The sequence below is a fragment of the Pseudoroseomonas sp. WGS1072 genome (assembly GCF_049340465.1).
Classification (GTDB): domain Bacteria; phylum Pseudomonadota; class Alphaproteobacteria; order Acetobacterales; family Acetobacteraceae; genus Pseudoroseomonas.
Genome location: NZ_JBMPSU010000002.1, coordinates 367,414 through 393,065 on the forward strand (window position 1 = coordinate 367,414; position 25,652 = coordinate 393,065).

Here is a 25,652-nt window from a genome sequence, read left to right on the forward strand (position 1 = left end):
GGCGATGCGGCCCAGCGGACTTTCCGGGCGGATCGCCCTTGTGACCGGCGCGGCGGGCGGTATCGGCGCCGCCCTGGTGCGGATGCTGCGGTCCGAGGGGGTCACGGTCGTCGCGACCGATCTCGGCACCGACGGCATCCCGGTGCTGGACGGCGTCCACCGCGAGGCGCTCGATGTCACCCGGGCCGCGGATGTCGAGGCGCTGGTGGCGCGGATCGAGGCCGGGCTCGGGCCGATCAGCCTCGGCGCCAATGTCGCCGGCGTGCTGGCCACCGGCCTGGTGGCGGAGACCAGCGATGCCGAATGGGCCCGTGTCTTCGCCGTCAACGCCCAGGGCGTGTTCCATGTCGGCCGGGCGCTGGCGCGGCGCATGACGCCGCGTCGGCATGGCAGTATCGTCACGGTCAGCTCGAACGCGGCGGGGGTGCCGCGCCACGGCATGGCGGCCTATGCCGCCTCCAAGGCGGCGGCGACCATGTTCACCCGCTGCCTCGGGCTGGAACTGGCTCCGCATGGCATCCGCTGCAACATCCTGGCCCCCGGCTCCACCCTGACGCCGATGCAGACCGGGATGTGGGCCGATGGCGAGGGGGCCAGCCGGGTGATCGCCGGGGCGCCCGAGATCCACAAGACCGGCATTCCGCTGGGCAAGCTGGCCACGCCCGAGGATGTGGCGGAGGCCGCCGTCTTCCTGCTGTCCGACCGCGCCGGCCATATCACCATGGCCGACCTGTATGTCGATGGCGGCGCGACGCTCCGTGGCTGACGGCCTGGTCACCCTGCCCGGCACCGCCATTCTGCCGGCGCAGGGCGCCTCCGGCGCGTATCGCCTGCTGACCGCCATCCCCGAGGGCCCGCCTCCGCCGGGCGGCTTTCCCGTGGTCTGGCTGCTGGATGCCAATGCCTGCTTCGGCATGGCGCTGGAAATCCTGCGCCATGGCATGCTGCGCCAGAAGACCACGCGGATCGCCCCCGCCATCCTGGTCGGCATCGCCTATCCCGGCGAGGGGCTGTTCGACCGCCGGCGGCGCAGCCTGGACTATACCGCCGCCGCGCCGGCCGGCGAGCCGCATCCCGGGCCGCATGGCGGCCGGGACGCCTTCCGGGACTTCCTGCGGGACGTGGCGAAACCTCTTCTCGCCGCCCACGCGCCCGCCGATCCAGGGCGCCAGGCCGTGATCGGCCACTCCCTGGCGGGCTATCTGGCGCTCGATCTGCTGGCCTGGGACAGCGCCCTCTTCCAGGGCTATGGCGCCATCAGCCCCTCGGTCTGGTGGGACCGGGAGCGGCTGCTGCGCGGCCTGGCGGCGGCCGCCCCGGCGCAGTCGCCGCCGGTCTATATCGGCGTCGGCGAATGGGAACAGCGCCTGGCCCCCTGGGAGGAGCACGGTCCCGACAGCGCCGGCATCGCCGCCCGCCGGACGAGACGTGGCATGGTGGAGGGCGCGCGGGAGATGGCCGCGGCCATCCGCCGGGCGCTTCCGGCCTCCCGGACCGGCTTCGAGGTCCTGCCGGGAGAGAACCACGCCTCCATGCTGCCGATCGGGATCAGCCACGCCCTCCGCGCCCTGCTGGCACCGGAAGCCCTTGGCGGCGCCGGCTGAACCCGGCTGCCGCCCGGCCGCCTTCAGTTCCGTTGGCCGTCCCGCTGGCGGCTGTAGTCGAGCTGGCGGTTGGCGGTCAGCGCCAGCAGGGTGCAGGCCGCGCCGGAGAGCAGGTAGACCGTCACCGCGCCCAGGCCGAAGGTGTTGGAGAGGGCCAGCGCCACCAGCGGCGCGAAGCCCGCGCCGATCAGCCAAGCGATGTCGGAGGTGACGGCGGCGCCGGTATAGCGGGTGCGGGCGAAGAAGTTCGAGGCCAGCGCGCCGCTGGTCTGCCCGAAGGACAGGCCGAGCAGCGAGAAGCCGATGATGACGAAGGCGGTGCTGCCGCTGAGCCCGGCGCCGAGCAGGAAGGGCACGCTGAAGCTGAACAGCGCGATCAGCACCGCGCCGATGCCGAGCAGGCGGCGGCGGCCGATCCGGTCGGCGATCAGGCCCGAGAGGGGGATGGTCAGCAGGGAGCAGGCCGCGCCGATCATCTGGACCGAGAGGAACTCGGCCGGGGAATGATCGGAGTTCAGGTTGATCCAGGCGATCGGGAAGACCGTGACCAGATGGAAGAGGGCGAAGCAGACCAGCGGCACGAAGGCGCCGATCAGCACGTTGCGGCCCTGCTCCCGCAGCAGCTCCGGCACCGGCATCGGTTCCAGCTCGCGCTCCTCGATCAGGTTCGAGAACTCGCGGGTGGCCACCAGGCGCAGCCGGGCGAAGAGGGCGACGACGTTCACCGCGAAGGCGACGAAGAAGGGATAGCGCCAGCCCCATTCCAGCAGGTCATGCATGGAGAGGGTGGAGAAGAGGAAGGCGAAGAGGGCGGCGGCCAGAAGGAAGCCGAGCGGCGCGCCGAGCTGCGGCACCATGGCGTACCAGCCGCGCCGGTGCGGCGGCGCGTTCAGCGCCAGCAGCGAGGCCAGCCCGTCCCAGGCCCCCCCCAGCGCGAAGCCCTGGCCGAGCCGGAACAGCGCCAGCAGGGCGATCGACCAGCCGCCGATCGAGGCATAGGAGGGCAGGAAGGCGATCGAGGCGGTGGAGCCGCCGAGCAGGAAGAGGGCGATCGTCAGCTTGACGCCACGGCCATAGCGTTGGTCCACGATGGCGAAGACGAAGGAGCCGACCGGGCGCGCGATGAAGGCCAGGGAGAAGATGGCGAAGGAATAGAGCGTGCCGGTATAGGGGTCGGTGTCCGGGAAGAAGAGCGAGGGGAAGACCAGCGCCGAGCCGATCGCATAGACGAAGAAGTCGAAGAACTCGGACATGCGCCCGATGACGACACCGAGGGCGATCTCCCCGGATGAGACGGCGTGGCCGTCGTCATGCATCCGCCGCGCGTCCCGTTCAAGGCCGCGTGAGTTGGGCGCGTCATGCGATTTGACGTCGGTAATCAATGTAGTCTCCCAATACGGCCCGGCTCGTCCTGGCCCTTCATCGGCCGGCGGCGAGGATGACGCAGTTTTCCGGTCCTGCCCAGCCGGCCGGTCCGGACGGTGTCCCGGCCAACTGAGGCGCAACGGTTACAGGCTGCCATGAGAAAGAGCATAGCCCCTCCCGCCCTGCCGATAGGACAAAACGTCCTATCCCCATCCCCATCCTTCGCCACTAAGAGGGCGCACATCAATATGGTTTCCTGAGCGGTGTGCATGCGCCACAAGATCTCGCGCCTCCTTGTCCTGGTGCCGCTGGCGGCTCTGCTCGCCGGCTGCAACCTGGTCGTCATGAATCCATCGGGCGACATCGCCGTTCAGCAGCGCGACCTGATCGTCGCCTCGACGGTGCTGATGCTGCTGATCATCGTCCCGGTCATCCTGCTGACGCTGTTCTTCGCCTGGCGGTACCGGGAGTCGAACACCAAGGCCACCTACGCGCCCAACTGGTCGCATTCCACGACGCTGGAAGTGGTGATCTGGGCGGCGCCGCTCGTCATCATCGTCGCCCTCGGCGCGCTGACCTGGGTCGGCACCCATCTGCTCGACCCCTACCGGCCGCTGGACCGCCTCGATGCCGAGCGGCCCATTCCGCAGGGTACCCGGACCCTCGAGGTCGAGGTGGTGTCGCTGGACTGGAAGTGGCTGTTCATCTACCCGCAGCAGGGCATCGCCACGGTCAATGAGCTGGCCGCGCCGGTCGATACGCCGATCGCCTTCCGCATCACTTCCGCCTCGGTGATGAACGCCTTCGCCATCCCCGCCATGGCCGGCATGATCTATTCGATGCCGGGCATGGAAACCAAGCTGCACGCCGTGATCAACCGCGAGGGCGTCTATGACGGCTTCTCCGCCAACTACAGCGGCGGCGGCTTCTCGCAGATGCGCTTCAAGTTCCACGGCCTGAGCCAGGACGGCTTCGACCGCTGGGTCGAGCAGGCGCGGGCGGAACAGGGCACCCGACTTGACCGCTCGGCCTACCTCGAGCTTGAGAAGCCGAGCGAGCGCGAGCCCGTCCGCCGCTACGGCGAGGTCGATCCCGAGATCTTCTCGCTGGTCGTCAACCGCTGCGTCGACCCGGACAAGATGTGCATGAGCGACATGATGGCCATCGACGCGCGTGGCGGCCTCGGCATCGCCGGAGGGGCGTTGAACATCGCCCGTGGCAAGGCGCCGGCGGCGCCGGGCCGGGGGCAGAGCCGTCCCTACGTGCCGGCGCTGTGCAATCCGGACGACCCCTTCGGGACGCTGCAGCTGGCCTCGATCCGGGCGGAGCCGCCGAAGCCCGCGGTGAACTGACCGCCCGGACCCTCGCCCGTGCCGCCATGGCGCGGGCCTTCCCCTCCCCCCTTGGCCGCCGTGGCGGACAAGGGATGGCATGACAGAGTAGAGACATGTCCCCAGCTCCGGACTCCACCTCCTTCCTCTTCGGCCGCCTGACCTTAGCCGCCCTGCCGCTGCACGAGCCCATCCTGGTCGCGACCTTCGCGGCCGTGGCGCTGGGCGGGGTGGCCCTCCTGGCGGCGATCACGCGCTTCGGGCTCTGGGGCTATCTCTGGCGCGAGTGGCTGACCACGGTCGACCACAAGCGCATCGGCATCATGTACATCATCCTGGCGCTGATCATGCTGCTGCGTGGCTTCGCGGACGCGCTGATGATGCGCGCCCAGCAGGCCATCGCCTTCGGCGCCTCGGAAGGCTACCTGCCGCCGCACCACTACGACCAGATCTTCACCGCCCATGGCGTGATCATGATCTTCTTCGTGGCCATGCCGCTGGTCACGGGCCTGATGAACTTCGTGGTGCCGCTGCAGATCGGTGCCCGCGACGTCTCCTTCCCCTTCCTGAACAATTTCAGCTTCTGGATGACCACGGCCGGCGCCATCCTGGTCATGATGTCGCTCTTCGTCGGCGAGTTCGCGGCCACGGGCTGGCTGGCCTACCCGCCGCTCTCGGGGCCGGTGCACAGCCCATGGGTGGGCGTCGACTACTACATCTGGGCCCTGCAGATCGCGGGCGTGGGGACGACGCTCTCCGGTATCAACCTGATCGTGACCATCGTGAAGATGCGCGCGCCGGGCATGAGCCTGATGAAGATGCCGGTCTTCACCTGGACCTCGCTCTGCACCAACGTGCTGATCGTCGCCACCTTCCCGGTGCTGACGGCGACGCTCGTGCTGCTGACGCTGGACCGCTACGTGGGGACCAACTTCTTCACCAACGATCTCGGCGGCAATCCGATGATGTACGTGAACCTCATCTGGATCTGGGGCCATCCGGAGGTCTACATCCTGATCCTGCCGGCCTTCGGCGTCTATTCGGAGGTGGTCTCGACCTTCTGCCGCAAGCGCCTCTTCGGCTACACCTCCATGGTCTACGCGACCGTGGTCATCACCATCCTGTCCTACATCGTCTGGCTGCACCACTTCTTCACCATGGGCTCCGGCGCCAGCGTGAACTCCTTCTTCGGCATCACGACGATGATCATCTCGATCCCGACGGGCGCCAAGCTGTTCAACTGGCTGTTCACCATGTACCGCGGACGCATCCGCTTCGAGGTGCCGATGATGTGGACCGTGGGCTTCATGGTCACCTTCGTCATCGGCGGCATGACCGGCGTCATGCTCGCCATTCCGCCCGCCGACTTCCAGTTCCACAACACGCTGTTCCTGATCGCGCACTTCCACAACGTCATCATCGGCGGCGTGGTCTTCGGCATGCTGGCCGGCATCACCTACTGGTTCCCGAAGGCCTTCGGCTATCGCCTCGATCCCTTCTGGGGCAAGCTTTCCTTCTGGTTCTGGCTGGTCGGCTTCTACTTCGCCTTCATGCCGCTCTATGTCCTCGGGCTGATGGGCGTCACCCGCCGCGTCAACCACTTCGAGGACCCGTCGCTGCAGATCTGGTTCGTCGTCGCCGCCTTCGGCGCGGTGCTGATCGCCTGCGGCATCGGCTGCTTCCTGGTCCAGCTCGTGGTCAGCTTCCTGCGGCGCGACCAGCTGCGCGACGTGACCGGCGACCCCTGGGACGGCCGCACCCTGGAATGGGCCACCGCCTCGCCGCCGCCGGCCTACAACTTCGCCTTCACGCCGGTGATCCAGGACCATGACGCCTGGTGGGACATGAAGCAGCGCGGCCACGCGCGGCCGCTGGCCGGCTTCCGCCCGATCCACATGCCGAAGAACACCGGCACGGGCGTCATCCTCTCGGCCCTCTCGCTGGTGCTGGGCTTCGCGCTGATCTGGCATATCTGGTGGCTCGCGGTGCTGGCCTTCGCCGCCGTGCTGTACGTTTCCATCGAGCACACCTTCAACTACGACCGGGACTACCACATCCCGGCCGAGGAGGTGGCGCGGAGCGAGGACAGCCGCACCCGCGCGCTGGCCGGGGAGTAAGCCTGATGTCGATGCACACGCCGCAGCCGGCGGAAGGTCCGGCCTCCTTCTACGTCCTGGAGGAGGAGCACGCGCATCCCGGGTCCGGCACCATGCTGGGCTTCTGGATCTACCTGATGAGCGATTGCCTCATCTTCGCGGTGCTCTTCGCCACCTACGGGGTGCTCGGCCGCAACTACGCCGCCGGACCCTCGCCGGCCGATCTCTTCGACCTGGGCCTGGTGGCGATCAACACCTCGATGCTGCTCTTCTCCTCGATCACCTACGGCTTCGCCATGCTGGCCATGGTGAAGGGGCGGAAGGGCGCCACCCTGACCTGGCTCGGCATCACCGGCCTGTTCGGCGCCGCCTTCCTCGGGCTGGAGCTCTATGAGTTCCACCACCTGATCCATGTCGGCGCCACGCCGCAGCGCAGCGCCTTCCTGTCCGCCTTCTTCACCCTCGTCGGCACCCACGGGCTGCACGTCTTCTTCGGCTGCGTCTGGCTGGTCACGCTGATGCTCCAGGTGGCGAAGCACGGGTTGATCGCCGAGAACCGCCGGCGGCTGATGTGCCTCAGCCTGTTCTGGCACTTCCTCGACGTCATCTGGATCGGCGTCTTCTCCTACGTCTACCTGATCGGGGTCCTGCCATGAGCGCTCATCCTGAGGCGGCCGGCCAGCATGCCCATGCCGCCCACCATGACGACCATCACGACGAGGGTGCCCATGGCTCCCTCAAGGGCTACCTGATCGGCTTCGGCCTCTCCGTCGTCCTCACCGCCATCCCCTTCTGGCTGGTGATGGGCGAGGTGCTGGAGAGCAGCGTGGCCACCGCCCTGCTGATCATGGGCTTCGCCGTGGTGCAGATCGTGGTGCACATGTTCTTCTTCCTCCACATGAACAGCCAGTCGGAGGAGGGCTGGAACATGCTGGCGCTGATCTTCACGCTGGTTGTCGTGGGGATCACCATCGCCGGCTCGCTCTGGGTCATGTATCACCTGAATGCCAACATGATGCCGCAGATGCTCCACGACATGCGGAGCGTTCCCTGAGACGAGCGGAGGCGGGGCCCGCCGGGGAGGAGACCCCGCGGCGCGGCCTCGCCACCCGCCTGCTGCTTGGCCTGGCGGCGCTTCTCGTCTTCCTCGGCCTGATCGGGCTGGGCAGCTGGCAGTTGCAGCGCCGGGCCTGGAAGCTGGACCTGATCGCCCGGGTGGAGGCGCGTCTCCACGCCGCCCCGGCCCCCGCGCCCGGCCCGGCCGAATGGCCCGCCCTCTCCGCCGCGCGGGACGAGTATCGCCGGGTCTCGCTGCGCGGCCACTTCCTGCCCGTGCCCCCGGCCCTGACCCAGGCGACCACCGCCCTCGGCGCCGGCTTCTGGGTGCTCAGCCCGCTGCGGGACGAGGCCGGCTTCACCGTGCTGGTCAATCGTGGCTTCGTCGCCTCCGGGCAGCGGTCGGAGATCGTCACGCCGGTAGGGCCGCAGGAGATCCTCGGCCTGCTGCGGCTGAGCGAGCCGGGCGGCGGCTTCCTGCGCAGCAACGACCCGGCGGCGGACCGCTGGCATTCGCGCGACGTGGCGGCCATCGCCGCCGCCCGCGGCCTGGCGGGCGTCGCGCCCTATTTCGTCGATGCCGAGGCCGGGCCGCCGGGGACGTTGCCGGTTGGCGGCCTGACCGTGACCAGCTTCCGCAACACCCATCTGGTCTATGCCCTGACGTGGTATGCCCTGGCACTGATGGTGGCCGGCGGCACCGCCTATGCGATCCGCGAGGAGTGGCGGGTGCGGCGGAGCGCCGCCTGAAGGTAGGGAGGGCATCGGCGGCATGAGGGAAGGCGGGAACACGGCACCGCCGGATGGCGCGCCGGCCTCGGGCTCGCGGGACACCACGGGCGGCAAGAACCTGTCGCTGCTGATCCAGCTCCGCTGGCTCGCCGTCATCGGCCAGGTGCTGACCATCGGCGTGGTGCATTGGGGCCTCGGCATCGCCCTGCCGCTTCCAGCCATGTCCATGGTGCTGGGCGGGCTGGTGCTGCTCAACCTGGCCAGCCAGCTCCGCCTCCTGTTGCGGCCCCCGCCGGGCTCGCCGGAACTCTTCCTGACCCTCGCCGCGGATGTGATCGCCCTGACCGTGCAGCTCTATCTGAGCGGCGGCGCCACCAATCCCTTCCTCTCGCTCTACCTGCTGCAGATCACCCTGGCCGCGGTGCTGCTGGAGATGCGCTGGACCTGGGCCCTGCTGGCCCTGGCCAGCCTCTGCGGGCTGAGCCTCGCCCTGGTGCACCATCCGCTGGCGCTGCCGCCCGGGATGCGGGAGGACTTCCTGGCCCTGTACCTCCGCGGCGCGCTGGTCTGCTTCCTGCTGGACGCCGTCCTGCTGGTCATCTTCGTCACCCGCATCAGCGGCAACCTGCGGGAGCGCGACGCCAATCTCGCCCGCATGCGGCAGCAGGCCTTCGAGGAGGACCATATCGTCCGCATGGGCCTGCTGGCCTCGGGCGCGGCGCATGAGCTGGGCACGCCGCTGGCCACGGTCTCCGTCATCCTGGGCGACTGGCGCCGGATGCCGGCCTTGCGGGCGATGCCCGATCTGGTACAGGAGATGGAGGAGATGCAGGCGGCGGTGCAGCGCTGCAAGTCCATCGTCGGCGGCATCCTGCGCTCCGCCGGGGAGGCGCGGGGCGAGGCGCCGGCCCTTATCCGCCTCAGGAGCTTCCTGGCGGCCACCGTGGCGGAGTGGCAGGGAAGCCGGCCGGGAACCGCCCTCGCCTATGCCGACAGGATCGGCGAAGACGTCCCGATCATCGCCGATCCGGTGCTGAAGCAGGTCATCGCCAATGTGCTCGACAATGCCCATGAAGCCTCTCCCGCCGGCATCCGCATGGCCGCCCGGCGCCGGGATGGCGATCTCGTCCTCACCGTCAGCGACGACGGACCGGGCTTTCTGCCGGAAATGCTGGCGCGGCTCGGCCGTCCCTACCACAGCAGCAAGGGGCGCGAGGGGCGCGGCCTCGGCCTCTTCCTGGTGGTGAACGTGATGCGCAAGCTCGGCGGCAGCGTCGCCGCGGTCAACCGGCCGGGCGGCGGCGCGACCGTGACCCTGACGCTGCCGCTGGCGGCGCTGGCCCTGCCGGCCGGGGCCCAGCATGGCGGATGAGCGGCTGCTGCTGATCGTCGAGGACGATGCCAGCTTCTCCCGCACCCTGCGGCGCTCCTTCGAGCGCCGCGGCTACGAGGTGCTGCTGGCGAGCGGCCTGGACGAGACCCTTGCCCTGCTGCAGCACCGCTCGCCGCATTACGCGGTGGTCGACCTGAAGCTGGAGGGCGCCTCCGGCCTCGCCTGCGTCCAGGCGCTGCACGCGCATGATCCGGAGATGCTGATCGTCGTGCTCACCGGCTTCGCCAGCATCGCCACGGCGGTGGAGGCGATCAAGCTCGGCGCCTGCCACTATCTCGCCAAGCCCTCCAACACGGATGACATCGAGGCCGCCTTCGGCAAGGCGGAGGGCGATGCCGAGGCCGAGCTGGATGGCACGCCGACCTCGATCAAGACGCTGGAATGGGAGCGCATCCACCAGACCCTGGCGGAGACCGGCTTCAACATCTCCGAGACGGCCCGGCGGCTTGGCATGCACCGGCGCACCCTGGCGCGCAAGCTGGAGAAGCGGCAGGTCCGCTGAGGCACCCTCCGGGACCCGCCTCCTCACAACCCCAGCGCCAGTTGCCGCGGCTGTCCTTCCACGGCCTCGGCGCCGAGATTGGAGAGGGTGATGCCGAGCAGCCGCACGCCGCCCGGCGCGGGGAAGACCGGGCGCAGCAATTCCTCGCCGATGCGGGCCATGGCCTCGCGCGAGGCGATCGGCACCGCACCGGAGCGGCTGCGGGTGATCTGGCGGAAATCGGCGAACTTGACCTTCACCGTGACGGTCCGGCCGGCATGCCCCTTCCCGCCGGCCGCCTGCCAGACCTTGTCCAGCAGGGGTTGCAGAGCCTGCCACGCCGGCTCCCACTGCGTCAGATCGCGCTCGAAGGTCGTCTCGGCGCCGATCGACTTGCGCAGGCGGTCGGGGTTCACCGGCCGCTCGTCCTCGCCCCGCGCCACGCCGTAGTAGAAGCGGCCGGCCTTGCCGAAATGCTGCGTCAGGAAGGCCAGGTCGCGGTCGCGCAGATCCCGGCCCGTATGGATACCGAGGCGGTGCATGCGCGCCGCCGTGGCCGGGCCGATACCGTGGAACCGCTCCACCGCCAGATCTTCAACGAAGCCGGGACCCAGGCGCGGGGTGATGACGAAGAGGCCGTCCGGCTTGCGGTGGTCCGAGGCCAGCTTGGCCAGGAACTTGTTGTAGGAGACGCCGGCCGAGGCGGTCAGCCCGGTCTCGGCGCGGATCGCGGCGCGGATCTCCTCGGCGATGGCGGTGGCCGAGCCGAGGTCGCGCAGCGGGTGGGTGACGTCGAGATAGGCCTCGTCCAGCGAGAGCGGCTGGATCAGCGGCGTGTAGCGGGCGAAGATGTCGTGGATCTGCCGGGAGACCGCCCGGTAGACGTCGAAGCGCGGCTTGACGAAAACCAGCTCCGGGCATTTCCGCCGCGCCGTGACCGAGGGCATGGCCGAGCGGACGCCGAACCGGCGCGCCTCGTAGCTGGCCGCCGCCACCACGCCCCGCTCCCGCGCCCCGCCGACGGCGAGGGGAATGCCACGCAGGGCCGGATTGTCGCGCTGTTCCACGGATGCGTAGAAGGCATCCATGTCGATATGGAGGATGCGGCGATACGCCGCCAGGGCTGCGGGGGCGGACATCGGACAGCCAGCCTAGCACCGCCTGCCCGCGAGAACAAAGAGGGACCTTCCGCCCGCTAGCCGCCCGTCCAGTCGACGGTCTGGCCGTGCGCCTGCGCCGTGGCCAGCAGGCTCTCGCCGCCGCCGGGCCACAGGGTCAGCCGCAATTCGGGGCGGGCCTCGGCCTGTGGCGGCTCGAAGCGCAGCCAGGCCAGCGGGGCGGCGGCCGTGGCGCGGGCACCGGCCTCGGACAGGGCGCCGGCGATGCGCGCCCGGGTGGCGGCTGGCATGTATTGCCACATGATCGAGTGGTAGAGCACGGTGGCCTGGCCCTCCGCCGGCTCGGCCAGGCGCGCCGCCACCCAGTCGCCCGCATCGGCGGGCTCGACCCGCGACCCGGCGCCGAGCGCCAGGGCGATCGCGCCGTCGAGCCGCGCCAGCCGGTCCTGCTGGTCCGGCCAGACATAGGCGCGCAGGCGCAGCCTCTGGGCCGGGTCGCGGAGATCGACCGGGCTGCGGTCGCAGGCGCCACGGCTGGCGACGCGGACCGGCGCCGCCAGGGGCGGCAGGGGCCCGGTCCATCGCGGCGCGAGACGGACCGGGCTCGCCGGATCGCCCCAGACGGCATCGCCCAGGGTGTAGTGAAAGCGGTCCCAGAGCAGGTTCAGCCCCGCGCTCGCGCCGATCTCCAGCAGGCGCAGGGGCAGGCCGGCCCGATGGGCGATCTCCAGGAAGCCGCCCAGCAGCACGCCGGAGCGGCCGACCTCGTTGGTCTGCGGCGGCGAGGCCAGGAAGGCGGCGATCTCCGCCCGCCGCGCCAGGAGCACGGCGCGCAGGGCCGCGGCATCCGGCGCATCGGCCCGCGCATTGGCCCGGGGCGGATAGCAGGCGGCCAGCGCCGGCGCCTCGCCGGACAGGACCAGGGCATGCAGGGCGCCGGCCAGGCGCAGCGCCAGGGCATCGGCGACCGGATCGCCGGGCCAGTGCCCGGCCAGGTCCGCCGCGGGTCCGCCCGCCGCGAGATCCTCCGCCAGCAGGCCGAGCAGGCGGGCGGTGAAGGGCGAGCCCAGGCGCTCGCACCAGGCGATCTGCTTCCTGAAGGCCTCCAGCACCGCGGCGCGCCGTTCCGTCATCGCGACCCTCCTTCCCCCGGCCCTTCTCCCCGGCCAGGGAAGGGCGCGGCGGCGGTGCCGTCAACCGCCTCAGGGCGCCGTCTTCTCCAGATTCCAGAACACCGGCACCGGCGTCTGCAACAATCCGGTGACCGTGCGGCGATAGGCGATGGGCGCGAAGAACTGACCGAGCGGGACGATCGGCACCAGGGCCGAGGCCTCCTGCTGGATCTGGTCCAGGAGCGCCGCGCGCCTCTCCGGCGCGCTCTCCCGCGCCCAGGCATCCTTCAGCGCCTCGATGCGCTTCGAGCAGGCCCAGCCGGCGTAGGAGGCATCGGTGCAGTTGGTGCTGAGCGCCACATTGGCCACCGGATTGTCCAGCTCGAAGCCGTAGGACCACATGGGAAAGATGTTCCAGCCACCCTGCGCCGGTGCGTCCTGGCGGTTGCGGCGGGACATCATGGTGGCGAAGTCCATGGTCTGCAGATCGACCGTCAGCCCGGCGGCGCGCATCCGCTCGGCCGCCAGCATGCCGAAGCCGCGGATGATCTCGTTGTCGCCCGGCGCGATCAGCACCACCGGCCGGCCGTCATAGCCGGCCTCGCGGAACAGCCGGCCCGCCGCCGCCGCATCGCCCTGGCGCAGCCACTCGGCGTGCTTCTGGTTCTCGTTCAGCCCGCCGCAGGACAGGAAGCTGTAGCATTCCCGCCAGTACTTCCCGTCGCTGCCCGCGGTGACGGCCATGAAGTCCGGCTGCCGCATCAGCATGGCCAGCGCCCGCCGCGCCTCCGCCTTGTCGAAGGGGGGCTGGCGATGGTTGGGGCGGAGGAAGCCGTACTGCCCCTGCCGGCCATGCACGGCGACGACGATCTCCCGGTTGCGCTCCAGCACCGGCAGCAGATCCAGCGGCGGGGTCTCGTAGATGTCGATCTCGCCGGTCTGCAACGCGGCCACCGCGGAGGCGGAATCCGGCAGGATCAGCCAGTCCACCCGGTCGACCCGCGCCACCTTGCCGCCGGCGAAGCCGCTGGCCGGCTCCGGGCGCGGCCGGTAGTCGGGGTTGCGGCGATAGACCAGCCGGTCGCCCGGGCGGTGCGCGGCGCTGTCGAAGCGGAACGGGCCGGAGCCGATGATCCGCTTCACCGGCGTGGTGATGTCGCTCTCCGCCTCCTCGGCGCGCATCACGAAAAGCGCGGTGGAGGTCGGCTTGGCGAAGGCCTCCAGCAGCAGGGGCGTGTCGCTGTCGAGGATGACGGCGAAGCGGCGCTCGTCGATCACCTCCAGCGCCATGCCCATCTCGGCCAGCTTGCGGCCGCTGGTGTCGCGCCGCGCCCAGCGGCGGATCGAGGCCACGGCATCGGCGGCGGTGACCGGCCGGCCGTCGTGGAACAGCAGGCCGGGGCGCAGCGTCAGGGTGCGGCGCCGGCCGTCCTCGCTCGCCTCGACGCTCTCCACCATCTGCGGCCGCGGCGTCAGCGTCTCGTCCAGCGCGAAGAGCGTGTCGTAGACGAGATAGCTGTGCTGATGGGTGATGGAGAGCACGTTGACGATGGAGTCGAGCGTGCGCGGCTCGGCCGAGGCGGCGTAGCGCAGCACCGTCTCGGCGCGCGCCGGGACCAGCGGCGCCGCGAGACCGGCGAGCAGGAGGGGGGCAAGCAGGATGGGGGCGAGCCGGCGGAGCCGGAGCCCGGGCTTGCAACGGACAGGCAGAGACATCGCAACCTCCTTGAGGCGTGGTACGTCATCCTCGCCGTGCTTCCGGCGCGTTTCGCTCCCTCTCCCCTCCCCGGCGGCTGTCCCTGGCCTCAGCCGCGGCCGGCCAGGGCCATGAGGGGGATGGCCTTTTCCTGGCCGCGCAGCATGTCGGCGACCTTCTCCGCCATCATGATCACCGGCACGTTCAGATTGGCGCAGGGAATGGTCGGCATGAGCGAGGCATCGCAGACCATCAGCCCCTCCACGCCGATCACCCGCCCGGCCGGGTCGCACACCGCCCGCGGGTCGGCCTCGTCGCCGAGGCGGCAGGTGCCGCAGGGATGCCAGACGCCGCCGACATGCCGGCGCAGATGCAGCCGCAGCGCGTCCTCCTCGGCCAGCAGCAGGTCGAGGGGCGCCACCCCCTCCTGCGCCATGGCGAGGATACGGCGGCGGATCGCCGGGCTGCGGTCCATCGCCGGCCCGGCCAGGGCGGTCAGCAGGCCGTTGCGGCGCGAGGGGCGGAGCAGCCTCTTCACCTCCTCGGAATAGGTCGAGGGAAAGGTCTCCAGCACCGTGCCAGCCAGGCCCGGCGCCCGCAGCACCCCGGCGGCCAGGCGGAAGGCGTCGGCCAGCCGCTCCAGGTCGCGCGCATCGGAGAGCATGCGGAAATCCACCAGCGGCGGCCGGTCGGGGTCTGGCGTGGCGAGCGTGACCTGGCCCTGGGAATAGGACTTGTTGACCCAGGAGAAGAGGGTGGCGATGCGGTGGCCGACGGCATGCCAGCCGGAGCGGGTGTTGACCGCCGTGTGCATGTCGCCCGGCGGCGTTCCCTCCATCCGGGAGGACCAGCGCAGGATCGACTGGATGTGGTAGCGCTCGCCGCCGGGCAGCCGCGCCTCGGGGCGGATGAAGGCCGACATGCCGATCGAGGGGTGTTCCAGCAGGTTGCGCCCCACCCCCTCCCGGGCCGCGACCACGGCGATGCCGAGGCCGGCCAGGGCGCGGCCGGGGCCGATGCCGCTGCGCATCAGCAGCGCCGGGGCATGCAGCGCGCCGCTGCTGACGATGACCAGCCTGGCCGCCACCTCCAGCAGCTCGGCGCCGCGCCGCAGCCGGGCACCCCTGGCGCGGCGGCCCTCGAAGAGGACGGCCTCGGCGCGGGTCCCGGTCCAGATCGTCAGGTTGGGGCGCCGCCGCACCGCCTCGGTCAGGTAGACCGTCGCCGTCGAGGTGCGGAGGCCGTCACGGTCGAGGTTGACGGTGATCGGATAGACCCCGTCCTCCCAGGCACCGTTCTGGTCCTCCCGCGAGGCGTGGCCCTGGCGGTTCAGCTCGGCTTCGACCTGACGGGCGAAGCCGGTGTGCAGGGCGCGCGGGATGCGCTGGATGGGCAGCGGCCCCTCGGCGCCATGCAGCGCCGTGTCCCCGGCCAGGTCGAGATCGGTCTCCAGCTTGCGGAAGTATGGCAGCACCGAGGACCAGCCCCAGCCGGCGGCGCCCGCGGCCTCCCACTCGGCATAGTCGTGCGGCGAGCCGCGATTGGCGCCGATGCCATTGATCGAGGAGCCGCCGCCCAGGATGCGCGCCTGCTCGTAGGGCCGCTCGGTGACGCCGCCCTGGTTGCCGGGGTCCCGCCCCATGCCGACGCGCAGCCCGGGCCAGGTGTTGGCGGCGTTGAAATAGGCGCGGCCAGGATAGGGCGAGGCGATGTCGCGCGGCATGGCGCCGGGGCGCAGGTCGCGCCCGGCCTCCACCAGCAGGACGCGGCGCTGCGCGTCCTCGCTGAGCCGCGCGGCCAGGACGCAGCCCGCCGAGCCGCCGCCGAGGATCACGACGTCGAAGCGGCCGGCGAGGTCGGGAGCCTGGCTCATGCCGCGTCCTTGCGGACATTCCAGAAGAAGGCGGCGGAGCCGGGCCGCACGCCCTGGATGCCCTTGCGATAGGCCATGCTGGAGAAGTACTGCCCAAGCGGCAGGCTCGGCACGTCCTCAAACGCGAGCGCCTGGATGCGGTCCATCAGCCCCTGGCTGGCGGCGGCGTCGGGCGCGGCGAGCCACTCGGCGGTCAGCCGCTCCATCTCCGGGCTGGCGTACCAGCCGGCCCAGCCCTTCTCGCCCTGGCCGCGGATGGTGGCGTTCATCGCCGGATTGGCGATCGACACGCTGGGCCAGTTGGTGTGGTAGAGGCTCCAGCCGCCCTGCCCGGCCGGCGCGCGGGAGAAGCGGCGCTGCAGCACGCTGCCCCAGTCCATCTCCTGCAGGTCCACCTTCATCCCCAGCTCGCGCAGCAGCGCCGCGGTGACCTGGCCATGCGGGCCGATCGAGGGGTAGTCGGTCGGGTTGATGATGACGACGGTCTCGCCCTGGTAGCCGGCGGCCTTCACCGCGGCGCGGGCGGCGTCGAGGCGGCCCGGCATGGCCTCGGTCCAGGGCTGCTTCACCTCGGGCAGGCCGCAGGGGAACATGGCGCGGCATTCGCGCCAGCTCTCGCGGTCATCGCCCATGATGGCGCGCATGTAGTCCTCCTGCCGGATGGCGGAGAGCACGGCGCGGCGCATCGCCGGTTTGTCGAAGGGCGGTTGCAGGTGGTTGAAGCGGGCCACCGAGATGAAGCCGTAGGGGTCCTGCCGCTGCAGCGTGATGGCGCGGTTGCGCGCCAGCAGGGGCACCAGGTCGGGCAGCACCTGCTCCCACCAGTCCACCTCGCCCGACTGCAGCGCCGCGGCGGCGGTCGCCGGGTCGGGCATGACCATCCATTCCAGCCGGTCGAGTTCCGCGCGCTTGCCGCCCGCGGTCCAGTCCGGCGCGCCCTCGCGCGGGACATAGCCCTCGAAGCGCGCGTAGACGCTGCGGCTGCCGGAGACATATTCGTCGGCCAGGAAGCGGAAGGGCCCCGAGCCCACCATCTCGGTCACCGGCTTCGTCGGGTCGGTCCGGGCCAGCCGCTCGGGCATGATGAAGGCGGGCGAGGAATGCGGCTTGCCGATCGCCTCCAGCAGGCGGGGGAAGGGCCGCTTCAGCCGCACCACGAGGGTCCGGTCATCCGCGGCCTCGAAGGCCTCCACGGCGTCGCCGAGGGTCTGGCCGAAGGTGTCGCGCTGGCTCCAGCGCGCCAGGCTGGCGGCGCAGTCCCGCGCCAGCACCGGCTCGCCGTCGTGGAAGCGCAGCCCCTCGCGCAGGCGGATGCGCCAGCTCAGCCCGTCCGGCGCCGCCTCGGCGCCTTCCGCCATCTGCGGTTGCGGCCGCATCTGCCCATCGACGCCGTAGAGCGTGTCGAAGACGCAGTAGCCATGCGTGATGGTGACGGCGGCGGTGGTGAAGACCGGATCGAGCGTGGAGAGGTTGGCCTGGGGCACGAAGCGCAGCACGCGCCCGCTGGCCGCCCGGCCCAGGCGGGGCGCGGCCAGCGGCAGCCCGGCCGCCATCGCGGCCCGGAATACGTCACGACGTCCGATCAAGACAGAACTCTCCCTTCCTGGGCCGCCCCCGGCATCCCCATCCCGGCGCGCTTCTCCGGCGCGGCCGGAAGGAGGCTAGTCCCGCCCGCCACGGCTCGACAAATCGGCAGCTTTGTGAAGGTCATAGGAAAATCCTATGCCGTTCGGAGAGGGCCGCGCATGAACCTGCGCCAGATGGAGGTCTTCCACGCCATCATGCACGAGGGTAGCGTCACCGGCGCGGCGCAGGCGCTGGGCGTGTCGCAGCCCTCGGTGAGCGAGATGCTGCGGCTGGCCGAGGCCCGCATCGGCCTCACCCTGTTCGAGCGCCGGCACGGGCGGCTGCATCCGACGGCCGAGGCGCGCAGCCTCTTCGCGGAGGTCGAGAAGGTCTTCGAGGCGGTCCGGCGGGTGCATCGCGCCGCCGCCATGCTGCGCGACGCCGAGACCGGCCTGTTGCGCATCGCCAGCATCAATGCGCTGGGCCTGGCCCTGGCCCCACGCCTGCTCGGGCGCTTCGCCGCCGCCGCCCCCGGGATCGAGGGCCGGCTCGCCATCCTGCGCCGGCACGAGCTGAGCGAGGCCCTGCTGAGCGGCGAGTTCGACCTCGGGCTGGTCTTCCTGAGCGGCCAGGATCCCCGGCTGCGGCGACAGGAGCTGGCGCGCCGCCCGCTGCGCTGCCTGGTGCCCGAGGGGCACGCGCTGGCCGGCCGCGCGGGCCTGACGCTGCGGGAGCTGGCGGCCGCCCCGCTGATCGGCTTCTCGCGGTTGCAGACCCTGCACACCCTGCTGCGCCGGATCTTCGCGGAGGCGGAACTGGCCTATCGCCCGGTGGCCGAGGTCGAGCACATCATCCAGGCCTGGACCATGGTGCAGGCCGGCGCCGGGCTCGCCATCGTCGATCCCTTCTCCGGCATCGGCCCGCTCTTCCCCGGCCTGCGCGAGATCCCGCTGCTGGCGCCGGCCGAGCTGGCGCTGGAAGCGATCCATTCCGCCGAGCGCCCGCTCTCCCTGGCGGCGCAGGCCTTCCTGCGCCATGCCGGGGCCCTGCTGGCCGAAGCCGGCGGTTGATCAGCCCGCGCCCGGATCGGGCAGCAGCACCAATAGCTCCTCCCCCGTCCCGGCCTCCCCCGTCCCGGCCTCCCCCATCCCTGCCTCCAGGGGGTCGCGCGGCAGCAGCCGGTGCCGCAGCACCAGCCGCGCCAGCTCGCCCCGCCGTTCCAGCCCGGCATGGCCGCCCTCCCAGGCCAGGGCCACGGCCGATGTCAGGTGGTAGAGCGCCGAGGCGGCCTGCCGCGCCAGCGCCGGCTCCTCCTGCGCCCGCTCCGCCAGGGCCAGGGTGCGGCCGAGCAGCGGCAGCGCCTCCGGCAGGGCGGCGCCATTGCCGAGAAGGCCGCGGAGATGCCGCTCCAGCACCGGCAACGAGCCCTCCCGCGCGGCGGCGCGCAGCACGTCGAGCGCGACGATGTTGCTGGTGCCTTCCCAGATGCTGCCAAGATGCGCATCGCGCAGCAGCCGGGCATCGGGCCATTCCTCGATATAGCCGCAGCCGCCGCGCACCTCCATCGCGTCGCCCGTGACCTTGCGGGCATCGCGGCAGGCGCGGAACTTGATCAGTGGCGTCAGGATGCGCAGCAGGGCATAGGCGCCCTCCTCCCCCGCATCGGCGCGGCGCAGCGCCTCGGCGGTCTGGAAGACCATGCTGCGTGCCTGCTCCATCGGCAGCAGCATCTTGGCGAGCTGCCTCTGCATCAGCGGCATTTCGACGAGGCGCTTGCCGAAGGCCCGCCGCCGGTGCGCGACGAACAGCGCCTCGGTCATGGCGCGGCGCATCAGCCCGGCGGCGCGCACGCCGTTCGAGAGGCGGGAATTGTTGACCATGTCGGCCATCTGCTTGAAGCCGGCGCCGGGATCGCCCACCAGCCAGGCCGTCGCGCCCTCCAGCCGCACCTCGCCGCTGGCCATGGAACGGGTGCCGAGCTTGTCCTTCAGCCGGACGATGCGGTAGCGGTTCGGCGTGCCGTCCGGCAGCATCCGGGGCAGCAGGAAGAGCGAGACGCCCTTCAGACCCTCCGGGCCGCCCTCGCGCCGCGCCAGCACCATGGCCAGCCCGGCATCGGCGTTGGAGCAGAACCACTTGTCACCGGTGAGCGACCAGCTTCCGTCCGGCCGCTCGGCCGCCAGGACGCTGGTGGCGGCGATGTCGGAACCGGCGCCCTGCTCGGTCATGAACATGGCGCCCTGGTGCAGCGCGTCGAGGTCCTGGCTGGTCAGGGCCGGCAGATAGCGCGCGACCAGCTCCGGCGCGCCGAACTTGCGCAGCGTGCGCGTCAGGCTGTCCGTCATGCTGACCGGGCAGCAGAGGCCGAACTCGGCCTGCACGAAGAGATAGGTGATGAGATACTTGGCCGCCGGCGGCATCGGCTCCGGCCAGCCCAGCACGCCGCCACGGTGCGAGAGCGCGGCGAGGCCGAACTCGCCGAAGGCCAGGCGTTCCATCTCGCGATAGGCGGGGTGGTAGTCGATATGCTGGTCGTCCTGGCCGCGCCGGTTGCGCGGATGCAGCACCGGCGGGTTGCGGTCGGCGATGCCGGCCAGCTCGTCCAGCCGGCCGCCCGCCAGGCCGCCCAGCCGCTCGAGATGCGGCGCCAGATGCGCCAGCAGCGGCGCCGGCAGGTAGAGCGCGGCCAGCCGCGCCAGCTCCGGATCGGCCCGCCAGAGGTTGAGGCCGCGGCTGTCCGGCACCGCCTCGGCACCGGTGGGCTGAGGGGCAGGCGTGTGGAGGGGGCGGATGTGCATGTGAGCGGCCTCGTTCCCGGTGTTCCCGACAGGTGTCGTCCCTGCTGGGCGGACGCTGCGCGCGGCGGGCCGGCGCCGCAACCGATTTTCAGGACGGGAGCCGTTGCGCTAGGCTCAACACCCCCATGGTCTCCCGCCGGCTGCCCTCGCTCACCGCCCTGCGTGCCTTCGAGGCCACCGCCCGTCATGGCGGCATGCGCCGGGCCGCCGCGGAACTGCATGTGACGCCCGGCGCGGTCAGCCGCCAGGTCCGGCTGCTGGAGGAGGAGCTGGGCCGGCCGCTCTTCATCCGCGGCGCCCGCGGGCTCGAGGCCACGCCCGCCGGCGCGGTCCTGGCCGCCGCCCTGCACGAGGCGCTGGGCCGCATCGCCACGGGACTAGACGACGCCCTGGCCCTGCCGCCGGCGCGGCGGCCGCTGACCATCGGCGCCTACGCCCATTTCGCCAGCCGCTGGCTGATCCCCCGCTGGGGGCGGCTGCGCGCGGCGCATCCGGATCTCGACATCGCGCTGACCACCAGCGCCGACCCGCAGGCGCTGCGGCCCTCCCGCTTCGACGCCGTCATCGCCGTGGCCGATCCCCGTCCGCGTCCGGGCCTGCTCTGCTGGCCGCTGGTGCCGATCGAGACCGTGCCGGTCTGCGCGCCGGCCCTTGCCGGCCCACCCTTCGACTGGTCCCGGCAGCATCTGCTGCATTCCCGCCAGCGGCCGCGCGACTGGGCCCGGTGGCTGGCGGCGGCTGGCATCGCCGGAGTGGATCCCGAGGGCGGCAGCCATTTCGAGAGCGTCGCGCTGGCGCTCGATGCGGCCGCGGGCGGGCTGGGCGTGGCGCTGGCGATCCGCGCCCTGGTCGCGCCGGACCTGGAAAGCGGGCGTCTGGTCGTCCCCGCGCCCTTCATCCGCCGCAGCCGGCGCTGCTTCGTGCTGCAGCAGGAGGCGGAGCGGGCGGCGGAACCGGGCCTCGCCCGCTTCCGGGACTGGCTCCTGGCGGAGGCCGGCGCGCCGGGCTGAGGCCCCCGGACGTCAGCGGCGGCGCCGGCTCAGCCCTCCCCGCCCGGCTCCGGCAGATCCCCATCCGGCAGATCCATGCGGCTGGCGATGTCCTCGCCGGAGGGCAGCGCCTCGGCCAGCGCGCCGGGCAGGGCCTCGGGCAGCATCACCCGGTACTGCGAGACGCCGATCGGGCTGCCCAGGCCGCGCAGGGCGTATTCCACCACCACGCGGTTGCGCTCGCGGCAGAGGATCAGGCCGATGCTGGGATTGTCGCCCGGCTGCCGCTCCATCTCGTCCAGAGCGGCGAGGTAGAAGTTCATCTTGCCGGCATGCTCCGGCTGGAAGGGACCGGTCTTGAGGTCCACCGCGATCAGGCAGCGCAGGCGGCGGTGGTAGAAGAGCAGGTCCACGTACCAGTCCTGGCCGCCGACCTCGAGGTGATGCTGGCTGCCGCAGAAGGCGAAGCCCTTGCCCAGCTCCAGCAGCACGTCCCGCACCCGCGCGATCAGCCCCTGCTCCAGCGCCCGCTCCTGCGCCGCCGGGCCGAGGCCGAGGAACTTGAAATGATAGGGGTCCTTCAGGATCTGCCGCGCCAGGTCGGACTGCGCGGGCGGCAGGGCCCGGTCGAAATTGGTCACCGCCTGGCCCTGGCGGGCATGCAGCCGGCTCTCGATCTGATGGACCAGCACGGGGCGGCTCCAGCCCTGCTCCAGCGCCGCCTCGGCGTACCAGAGCCGCTCGGCGGGGTCCTTCAGCTTGCTCAGCAGCTCGATGTTCTGCCCCCAGGGCAATCGTCCAACGACGCGTTGGACGACCTCCGCCTCCGGCCACGCCTCCGCGAAGGCGCGCATGTAGAGCAGGTTGGCACGGGAGAAGCCGCCGGTGCCGGGGAAGGCGGCGCGCAGGTCGGCGGCCAGGCGCCCGACCACCCCGGCGCCCCAGCCCAGGCGCTCCTGCCGTTCCAGGATCTCGCGGCCGATGCGCCAGTAGAGGCCGATCAGCTCGGCATTGACGGAGAGGGACGCGCGCAGCCGCGCCGCGCGGATCTGCGCCTTCAACGCCGCCAGCCACGCCGCATAGCCGGCGGGCACCGCCTCCTTCCCGGGGCGGATACCGCTGTCCTTCTCCATGCTCCCTGCTAGCATCGCCTGGCAGCGCTTGCGAGACGGCGCGGGGTCGATAAAGGAAATCTATCACCCCGATCAAAACTAACGATTCGACAGCCCATCGGGCTCTGGTTTCGATAAGCGCGACAGGACCGCCGAAAAGACGCGGCCAGGGAGAGACCGCCAGCAGCGGATGGAACCACTGCGGCTATGGGGGCTACGGAACCATGGAATTTTCACGCTGGATGGCCAGGGGCAGGTCTCTCGGCCTCGTGGCCCTGTTGGGCCTCGCCGCCCCTCTCGGCGCCCCTCCCGGCGCCCAGGCGCAGATGCCGGCGAGCCTGCCGGACGGGCCGAAGCTGCGCATCGTCGCGGTGACCCAGCCGCTTCCGACACAGCCGCAGTACACCCGCGTCGACGTGCCCTATCTCCGCGAGGCGCTGACCCAGCGCTCGAACGGCCGGCTGACCGTGCAGCTCGGCACCCATGCCGAACGCAATCTCTCGGGCAATGAGATCGTCCGGCTGGTGCGTTCGGGCCAGGTCGATATCGGCGCCGGCACCCTCTCCACCCTCTCGGGCGATGTCCCGATCCTGGACGGCATCGATCTCTCGGGCCTGACGCCCGATATCGGCAAGGCGCGGCGGATCGCCGAGGCGCTGCTGCCGGTGGCCAACAAGGAGCTGGAGCGCTTCAACACCAAGCTGGTGCTGCTCTACCCCTTCCCGGCGCAGGTGCTGTTCTGCCGCCAGCCCTTCCAGTCGCTGGCCGACATGAAGGGCCGCAAGATCCGCACCTTCGGCAATTCGCTGGTCGATCTGGTGAACACCATCGGCGGCCAGCCGATCAGCATCGGCTTCCCCGAGGTCTACAGCGCGCTGGAGCGCGGCGTCGCCGACTGCGCCGTGACCGGCACCGGCAGCGGCGCCTCGGCCAAGTGGCCGGAGGTGACGACGCATATCTCCGACCTGCCGCTCTCCTGGGCCGTCGCCGGCTACATGGTCAACCTCTCCTGGTGGAACCGGCTCGACCCGCAGGTGCGCGGCTTCCTCGAGGGCACCTTCGCCGAGATGAACGACAAGCTCTGGGCGCTCGGCGACGCGGCGACGCGGGACGGCATCGATTGCAGCATCGGCAAGGCCGAGGCGTGCAAGATCCATCCCCTCGCCGCCAAGCCGATGACCGAGGTGAAGGCCACCGAGGCAGACCGCGCCCTGGTGCGGGAGGCGGTGCAGAGCACGGTCCTGCCGGGCTTCGTCAAGCGCTGCGGCGCGCGCTGCGGCGAGATCTTCAACCAGGTGGTCGCGCCGATCGCCGGGGTGGAGTACCGGCCGTGATGACCCGGGCCGGGGAAAGGACCCCGGCGCCGCTCCGCGCCGCGCGGGCGGTCCGCCACGGCATCTCCCGGGCCGTCGCGTTCATGGCCTACCTGGCCGGCTGGAACTACATCCTGTGCGCCCTTTTCATCACCGGCGACGTGCTCGGCCGCACCTTCCTGCAGGTCTCGAGCGCGGCGACGGTGGAAATCACCAGCTACATGCTCGCCTGCGGCATCTCCTGGTCCCTGGCGCATACCCTGGCCTCGCGGGCGCATATCCGCGTGGACGTGCTGGTGAACCGCATGCCGCTGCGGCTGCGCACCATCCTGCATGTCTTCGCGCTGGTCCTGCTCGGCGGCTTCGCCGTCTTCGTCGCCTGGGCCGCCTGGTCGCTGCTCGACGAATCGCTGATGTTCGACGCGCATGACAACAGCGCCCTGCATCTGCCCATGGCGATCCCGCAGGGAATCTGGGCCTTCGGGATGGCGAGCTTCGTCGTGATGATCGTGGCGCTGCTGGTGGAGGCCATCCTGGGCCTGCTCCTCGGCCGCTTCCAGGAGGTGGACCAGATGCTCGGCAGCCGCAGCATCGACGACGAGGCGGAGGAGGCGCTGGAGGCCGTCGCCATGGCACGCGAGGGGCATCCGGCATGATCGCCATCGTCTTCCTCCTCGGCCTGCTCGGCGTGCTGGTCTTCGCCGCCGCCTCGGGAGGGACGGCGCTGCCGCTACCCGAGATCCTCGGCCTGATCGCCGTCTTCGTGGTCTTCTTCGGCGCCGGCGTGCATATCGCGGCGGTGCTCGGTATCCTGGCGCTGATCACCGGCGTGCTCTTCTCGGACCGCCCCTTCTGGCTCTTCGCCGGCCAGACCTTCTGGGGCCCGTCCAGCAATTTCGTGCTGATCGCCGTGCCCCTCTTCCTGCTGATGGGCGAGATCCTGCTGCGCGCCGGCCTGTCGGACCGGCTCTACCGCGCGCTCAACATCTGGCTGAACCGCCTGCCGGGAGGGCTGCTGCACACCAACATCGCCTCCTGCGCGCTGTTCTCGGCGATCTCGGGCTCCTCGGTCGCCACGGCGGCGACCATGGGCTCGGTCGCCCTGCCCTACTTCAACGACACCCGGTACAATCCGCGCATGGTGCTGGGCTCGCTCGCCGCCGGCGGCGCGATGGGCAACCTGATCCCGCCCGGCATCACCTTCATCGTCTACGGGCTGATCACCGAGACCTCGGTCGGCGCGCTGTACATCGCCGCCATCCTGCCGAGCATCCTGGTGACGCTGCTCTTCATCGGCGTCATCACCGTGCACGGGCTGCGCAACCCGCTCGACCGGCCGCCGCCGCTGCCATGGTCGATCAAGCTGCGCGCCCTTGGCGGCCTGGTGCCGACATTGCTGCTGATCATCCTGGTGCTCGGCTCGATCTATGGCGGCTACGCCACGCCGACCGAGGCGGCGGCGCTCGGCGTCGTCGGCGCCGCGGTCTTCGCCGTCATCGAAGGGCGGCTCTCGCTCAGGATGCTGAACGCGGCGGCGGAAGCCACGGCGCGCAACACCGCGCTGCTGGGGCTGATCATCCTCGGCGCCTACCTGCTGAACTACATCCTGACGGCGATCGACGTGCCGCAGACCGTGGCCGACACGATCAGCCACCTGCCGGTGCCGCCCTGGGCCATCATGCTGGCGATCATCGGCATGTACTTCGCGCTCGGCACCTTCATGGAGGGCTTCTCCATGATCATCACGACGGTGCCCGTGGTCTTCCCGATCGTCGTCGGCCTCGGCTACGACCCGATCTGGTTCGGCGTCGTCGTCACCATGCTGGTGGAGATCGCGCAGATCAGCCCGCCGGACGGCACGGTGATGTACGTGCTGCAGGGCATGCGCCCGAAGGGCGGGCCGATCACCGATGTCTTCGTCGGCGTGATGCCGTTCCTGATCGCCTACCTCATCGCCGTGGCCGCCATGATGGTCTGGCCCGGCCTCGCCACCTGGCTGCCGGCCGTGATGGGCTGA

At 71.1% G+C, this 25,652-nt stretch carries 22 protein-coding genes; 14 read left to right on the top strand and 8 right to left on the bottom strand.

The window, feature by feature from the left end; translation table 11 throughout:
• Window positions 1–4 precede the first annotated feature (4 nt).
• Window positions 5–766: a 2,3-dihydro-2,3-dihydroxybenzoate dehydrogenase gene (locus ACF3NH_RS19750; protein WP_198366693.1), complete on the top strand. Its 762-nt coding sequence runs from the start codon at window positions 5–7 to the stop codon at window positions 764–766.
• Window positions 759–1,604 carry an alpha/beta hydrolase gene (locus tag ACF3NH_RS19755; RefSeq protein ID WP_422925322.1) on the top strand — a complete coding sequence of 282 codons (846 nt, stop codon included), beginning with the start codon at window positions 759–761 and terminating at the stop codon, window positions 1,602–1,604. Before ACF3NH_RS19750 ends, ACF3NH_RS19755 begins: the two co-directional genes overlap by 8 nt.
• 23 nt (window positions 1,605–1,627) lie before the next feature.
• Here ACF3NH_RS19755 and ACF3NH_RS19760 read toward each other — a convergent pair whose 3' ends face one another.
• Window positions 1,628–2,920: an MFS transporter gene (locus tag ACF3NH_RS19760; protein WP_198366695.1), complete on the bottom strand. Its 1,293-nt coding sequence runs from the start codon at window positions 2,918–2,920 to the stop codon at window positions 1,628–1,630.
• A 318-nt stretch (window positions 2,921–3,238) separates the two neighbouring features.
• Between ACF3NH_RS19760 and cyoA the strand changes: the two genes are divergently transcribed.
• The 7 genes from cyoA (at window position 3,239) to ACF3NH_RS19795 (ending at window position 10,079) form a co-directional block, all read left to right on the top strand.
• Window positions 3,239–4,321, top strand: a complete 1,083-nt coding sequence (gene cyoA, locus ACF3NH_RS19765) for a ubiquinol oxidase subunit II (RefSeq protein ID WP_198366696.1) — start codon at window positions 3,239–3,241, stop codon at window positions 4,319–4,321.
• A gap of 95 nt (window positions 4,322–4,416) precedes the next feature.
• Window positions 4,417–6,417, top strand: a complete 2,001-nt coding sequence (gene cyoB, locus ACF3NH_RS19770) for a cytochrome o ubiquinol oxidase subunit I (protein WP_198366697.1) — start codon at window positions 4,417–4,419, stop codon at window positions 6,415–6,417.
• Window positions 6,418–6,422: 5 nt separating this feature from the next.
• Window positions 6,423–7,052 carry a cytochrome o ubiquinol oxidase subunit III gene (gene cyoC / locus ACF3NH_RS19775; RefSeq protein WP_198366698.1) on the top strand — a complete coding sequence of 210 codons (630 nt, stop codon included), beginning with the start codon at window positions 6,423–6,425 and terminating at the stop codon, window positions 7,050–7,052.
• Window positions 7,049–7,450 carry a cytochrome o ubiquinol oxidase subunit IV gene (cyoD, locus tag ACF3NH_RS19780; RefSeq protein WP_198366699.1) on the top strand — a complete coding sequence of 134 codons (402 nt, stop codon included), beginning with the start codon at window positions 7,049–7,051 and terminating at the stop codon, window positions 7,448–7,450. Before cyoC ends, cyoD begins: the two co-directional genes overlap by 4 nt.
• Window positions 7,447–8,202 carry an SURF1 family protein gene (locus ACF3NH_RS19785; protein ID WP_422925360.1) on the top strand — a complete coding sequence of 252 codons (756 nt, stop codon included), beginning with the start codon at window positions 7,447–7,449 and terminating at the stop codon, window positions 8,200–8,202. Before cyoD ends, ACF3NH_RS19785 begins: the two co-directional genes overlap by 4 nt.
• A 22-nt stretch (window positions 8,203–8,224) precedes the next feature.
• Entirely contained in the window at window positions 8,225–9,556 is a 1,332-nt protein-coding gene (locus ACF3NH_RS19790) for an ATP-binding protein (RefSeq protein WP_198366700.1), read from the top strand.
• Window positions 9,546–10,079: a response regulator transcription factor gene (locus ACF3NH_RS19795; RefSeq protein ID WP_198366701.1), complete on the top strand. Its 534-nt coding sequence runs from the start codon at window positions 9,546–9,548 to the stop codon at window positions 10,077–10,079. Before ACF3NH_RS19790 ends, ACF3NH_RS19795 begins: the two co-directional genes overlap by 11 nt.
• Window positions 10,080–10,102: 23 nt before the next feature.
• On the opposite strand, the gene dinB is transcribed toward ACF3NH_RS19795, so the two are convergent.
• The 5 genes from dinB to ACF3NH_RS19820 all read right to left on the bottom strand — a co-directional run bounded on the left by dinB (window position 10,103) and on the right by ACF3NH_RS19820 (window position 17,410).
• Window positions 10,103–11,197 (bottom strand): DNA polymerase IV, encoded by a 1,095-nt coding sequence (dinB, locus tag ACF3NH_RS19800; RefSeq protein WP_422925326.1) that lies wholly within the window; start codon window positions 11,195–11,197, stop codon window positions 10,103–10,105.
• A gap of 56 nt (window positions 11,198–11,253) precedes the next feature.
• Window positions 11,254–12,309: a DUF2332 domain-containing protein gene (locus tag ACF3NH_RS19805; protein ID WP_422925328.1), complete on the bottom strand. Its 1,056-nt coding sequence runs from the start codon at window positions 12,307–12,309 to the stop codon at window positions 11,254–11,256.
• 69 nt (window positions 12,310–12,378) lie between these two features.
• Entirely contained in the window at window positions 12,379–14,004 is a 1,626-nt protein-coding gene (locus ACF3NH_RS19810; RefSeq protein WP_422925330.1) for an ABC transporter substrate-binding protein, read from the bottom strand.
• 89 nt (window positions 14,005–14,093) lie between these two features.
• Window positions 14,094–15,857 carry a GMC family oxidoreductase gene (locus ACF3NH_RS19815; protein WP_422925332.1) on the bottom strand — a complete coding sequence of 588 codons (1,764 nt, stop codon included), beginning with the start codon at window positions 15,855–15,857 and terminating at the stop codon, window positions 14,094–14,096.
• Window positions 15,854–17,410: an ABC transporter substrate-binding protein gene (locus ACF3NH_RS19820; RefSeq protein WP_422925362.1), complete on the bottom strand. Its 1,557-nt coding sequence runs from the start codon at window positions 17,408–17,410 to the stop codon at window positions 15,854–15,856. Before ACF3NH_RS19820 ends, ACF3NH_RS19815 begins: the two co-directional genes overlap by 4 nt.
• A gap of 192 nt (window positions 17,411–17,602) precedes the next feature.
• Here ACF3NH_RS19820 and ACF3NH_RS19825 point away from each other — a divergent pair, with 192 nt between their 5' ends.
• On the top strand, window positions 17,603–18,493 hold the full coding sequence (locus tag ACF3NH_RS19825; RefSeq protein ID WP_198366706.1) for a LysR substrate-binding domain-containing protein: 891 nt from the start codon (window positions 17,603–17,605) through the stop codon (window positions 18,491–18,493).
• Here ACF3NH_RS19825 and ACF3NH_RS19830 read toward each other — a convergent pair whose 3' ends face one another.
• Window positions 18,494–20,221: an acyl-CoA dehydrogenase family protein gene (locus ACF3NH_RS19830; RefSeq protein ID WP_422925335.1), complete on the bottom strand. Its 1,728-nt coding sequence runs from the start codon at window positions 20,219–20,221 to the stop codon at window positions 18,494–18,496. It lies immediately after the preceding gene.
• 125 nt (window positions 20,222–20,346) lie between these two features.
• On the opposite strand from ACF3NH_RS19830, the gene ACF3NH_RS19835 reads away from it, so the two are divergent.
• Window positions 20,347–21,231, top strand: a complete 885-nt coding sequence (locus ACF3NH_RS19835; RefSeq protein WP_422925337.1) for a LysR substrate-binding domain-containing protein — start codon at window positions 20,347–20,349, stop codon at window positions 21,229–21,231.
• Between the two features lie 29 nt (window positions 21,232–21,260).
• Here ACF3NH_RS19835 and ACF3NH_RS19840 read toward each other — a convergent pair whose 3' ends face one another.
• Complete coding sequence (locus ACF3NH_RS19840; protein ID WP_422925339.1) at window positions 21,261–22,343, bottom strand: PDDEXK nuclease domain-containing protein; 1,083 nt, start codon at window positions 22,341–22,343, stop codon at window positions 21,261–21,263.
• Window positions 22,344–22,564: 221 nt separating this feature from the next.
• On the opposite strand from ACF3NH_RS19840, the gene ACF3NH_RS19845 reads away from it, so the two are divergent.
• From ACF3NH_RS19845 to ACF3NH_RS19855, 3 genes are read left to right on the top strand one after another with little or no spacing between them, the layout of a single operon-like run.
• A complete protein-coding gene (locus ACF3NH_RS19845) occupies window positions 22,565–23,656 on the top strand; it encodes a TRAP transporter substrate-binding protein (RefSeq protein ID WP_422925341.1) in 1,092 nt (363 codons plus the stop codon).
• Window positions 23,656–24,291: a TRAP transporter small permease subunit gene (locus tag ACF3NH_RS19850; RefSeq protein ID WP_198366711.1), complete on the top strand. Its 636-nt coding sequence runs from the start codon at window positions 23,656–23,658 to the stop codon at window positions 24,289–24,291. The genes ACF3NH_RS19845 and ACF3NH_RS19850 overlap by 1 nt, the downstream gene beginning before the upstream one ends.
• Window positions 24,288–25,652, top strand: coding sequence for a TRAP transporter large permease (locus tag ACF3NH_RS19855; protein WP_198366712.1), 1,365 nt, complete (start codon window positions 24,288–24,290; stop codon window positions 25,650–25,652). The genes ACF3NH_RS19850 and ACF3NH_RS19855 overlap by 4 nt, the downstream gene beginning before the upstream one ends.

Bases quoted from the DNA above. Each gene is read 5' to 3' on its own strand.
- ACF3NH_RS19830 (WP_422925335.1), bottom strand. From the start codon at position 20,221: ATGCACATCCGCCCCCTCCACACGCCTGCCCCTCAGCCCACCGGTGCC.
- ACF3NH_RS19820 (WP_422925362.1), bottom strand. From the start codon at position 17,410: ATGGCGGCCGGGCTGCCGCTGGCCGCGCCCCGCCTGGGCCGGGCGGCC.
- ACF3NH_RS19805 (WP_422925328.1), bottom strand. From the start codon at position 12,309: ATGACGGAACGGCGCGCCGCGGTGCTGGAGGCCTTCAGGAAGCAGATC.
- ACF3NH_RS19750 (WP_198366693.1), top strand. From the start codon at position 5: ATGCGGCCCAGCGGACTTTCCGGGCGGATCGCCCTTGTGACCGGCGCG.
- ACF3NH_RS19795 (WP_198366701.1), top strand. From the start codon at position 9,546: ATGGCGGATGAGCGGCTGCTGCTGATCGTCGAGGACGATGCCAGCTTC.
- ACF3NH_RS19825 (WP_198366706.1), top strand. From the start codon at position 17,603: ATGAACCTGCGCCAGATGGAGGTCTTCCACGCCATCATGCACGAGGGT.
- cyoA (WP_198366696.1), top strand. From the start codon at position 3,239: ATGCGCCACAAGATCTCGCGCCTCCTTGTCCTGGTGCCGCTGGCGGCT.
- ACF3NH_RS19835 (WP_422925337.1), top strand. From the start codon at position 20,347: ATGGTCTCCCGCCGGCTGCCCTCGCTCACCGCCCTGCGTGCCTTCGAG.
- ACF3NH_RS19810 (WP_422925330.1), bottom strand. From the start codon at position 14,004: ATGTCTCTGCCTGTCCGTTGCAAGCCCGGGCTCCGGCTCCGCCGGCTC.
- ACF3NH_RS19840 (WP_422925339.1), bottom strand. From the start codon at position 22,343: ATGGAGAAGGACAGCGGTATCCGCCCCGGGAAGGAGGCGGTGCCCGCC.
- ACF3NH_RS19790 (WP_198366700.1), top strand. From the start codon at position 8,225: ATGAGGGAAGGCGGGAACACGGCACCGCCGGATGGCGCGCCGGCCTCG.
- cyoC (WP_198366698.1), top strand. From the start codon at position 6,423: ATGTCGATGCACACGCCGCAGCCGGCGGAAGGTCCGGCCTCCTTCTAC.
- ACF3NH_RS19855 (WP_198366712.1), top strand. From the start codon at position 24,288: ATGATCGCCATCGTCTTCCTCCTCGGCCTGCTCGGCGTGCTGGTCTTC.
- dinB (WP_422925326.1), bottom strand. From the start codon at position 11,197: ATGTCCGCCCCCGCAGCCCTGGCGGCGTATCGCCGCATCCTCCATATC.
- ACF3NH_RS19760 (WP_198366695.1), bottom strand. From the start codon at position 2,920: ATGCATGACGACGGCCACGCCGTCTCATCCGGGGAGATCGCCCTCGGT.
- cyoB (WP_198366697.1), top strand. From the start codon at position 4,417: ATGTCCCCAGCTCCGGACTCCACCTCCTTCCTCTTCGGCCGCCTGACC.
- ACF3NH_RS19845 (WP_422925341.1), top strand. From the start codon at position 22,565: ATGGCCAGGGGCAGGTCTCTCGGCCTCGTGGCCCTGTTGGGCCTCGCC.
- cyoD (WP_198366699.1), top strand. From the start codon at position 7,049: ATGAGCGCTCATCCTGAGGCGGCCGGCCAGCATGCCCATGCCGCCCAC.
- ACF3NH_RS19815 (WP_422925332.1), bottom strand. From the start codon at position 15,857: ATGAGCCAGGCTCCCGACCTCGCCGGCCGCTTCGACGTCGTGATCCTC.
- ACF3NH_RS19850 (WP_198366711.1), top strand. From the start codon at position 23,656: ATGACCCGGGCCGGGGAAAGGACCCCGGCGCCGCTCCGCGCCGCGCGG.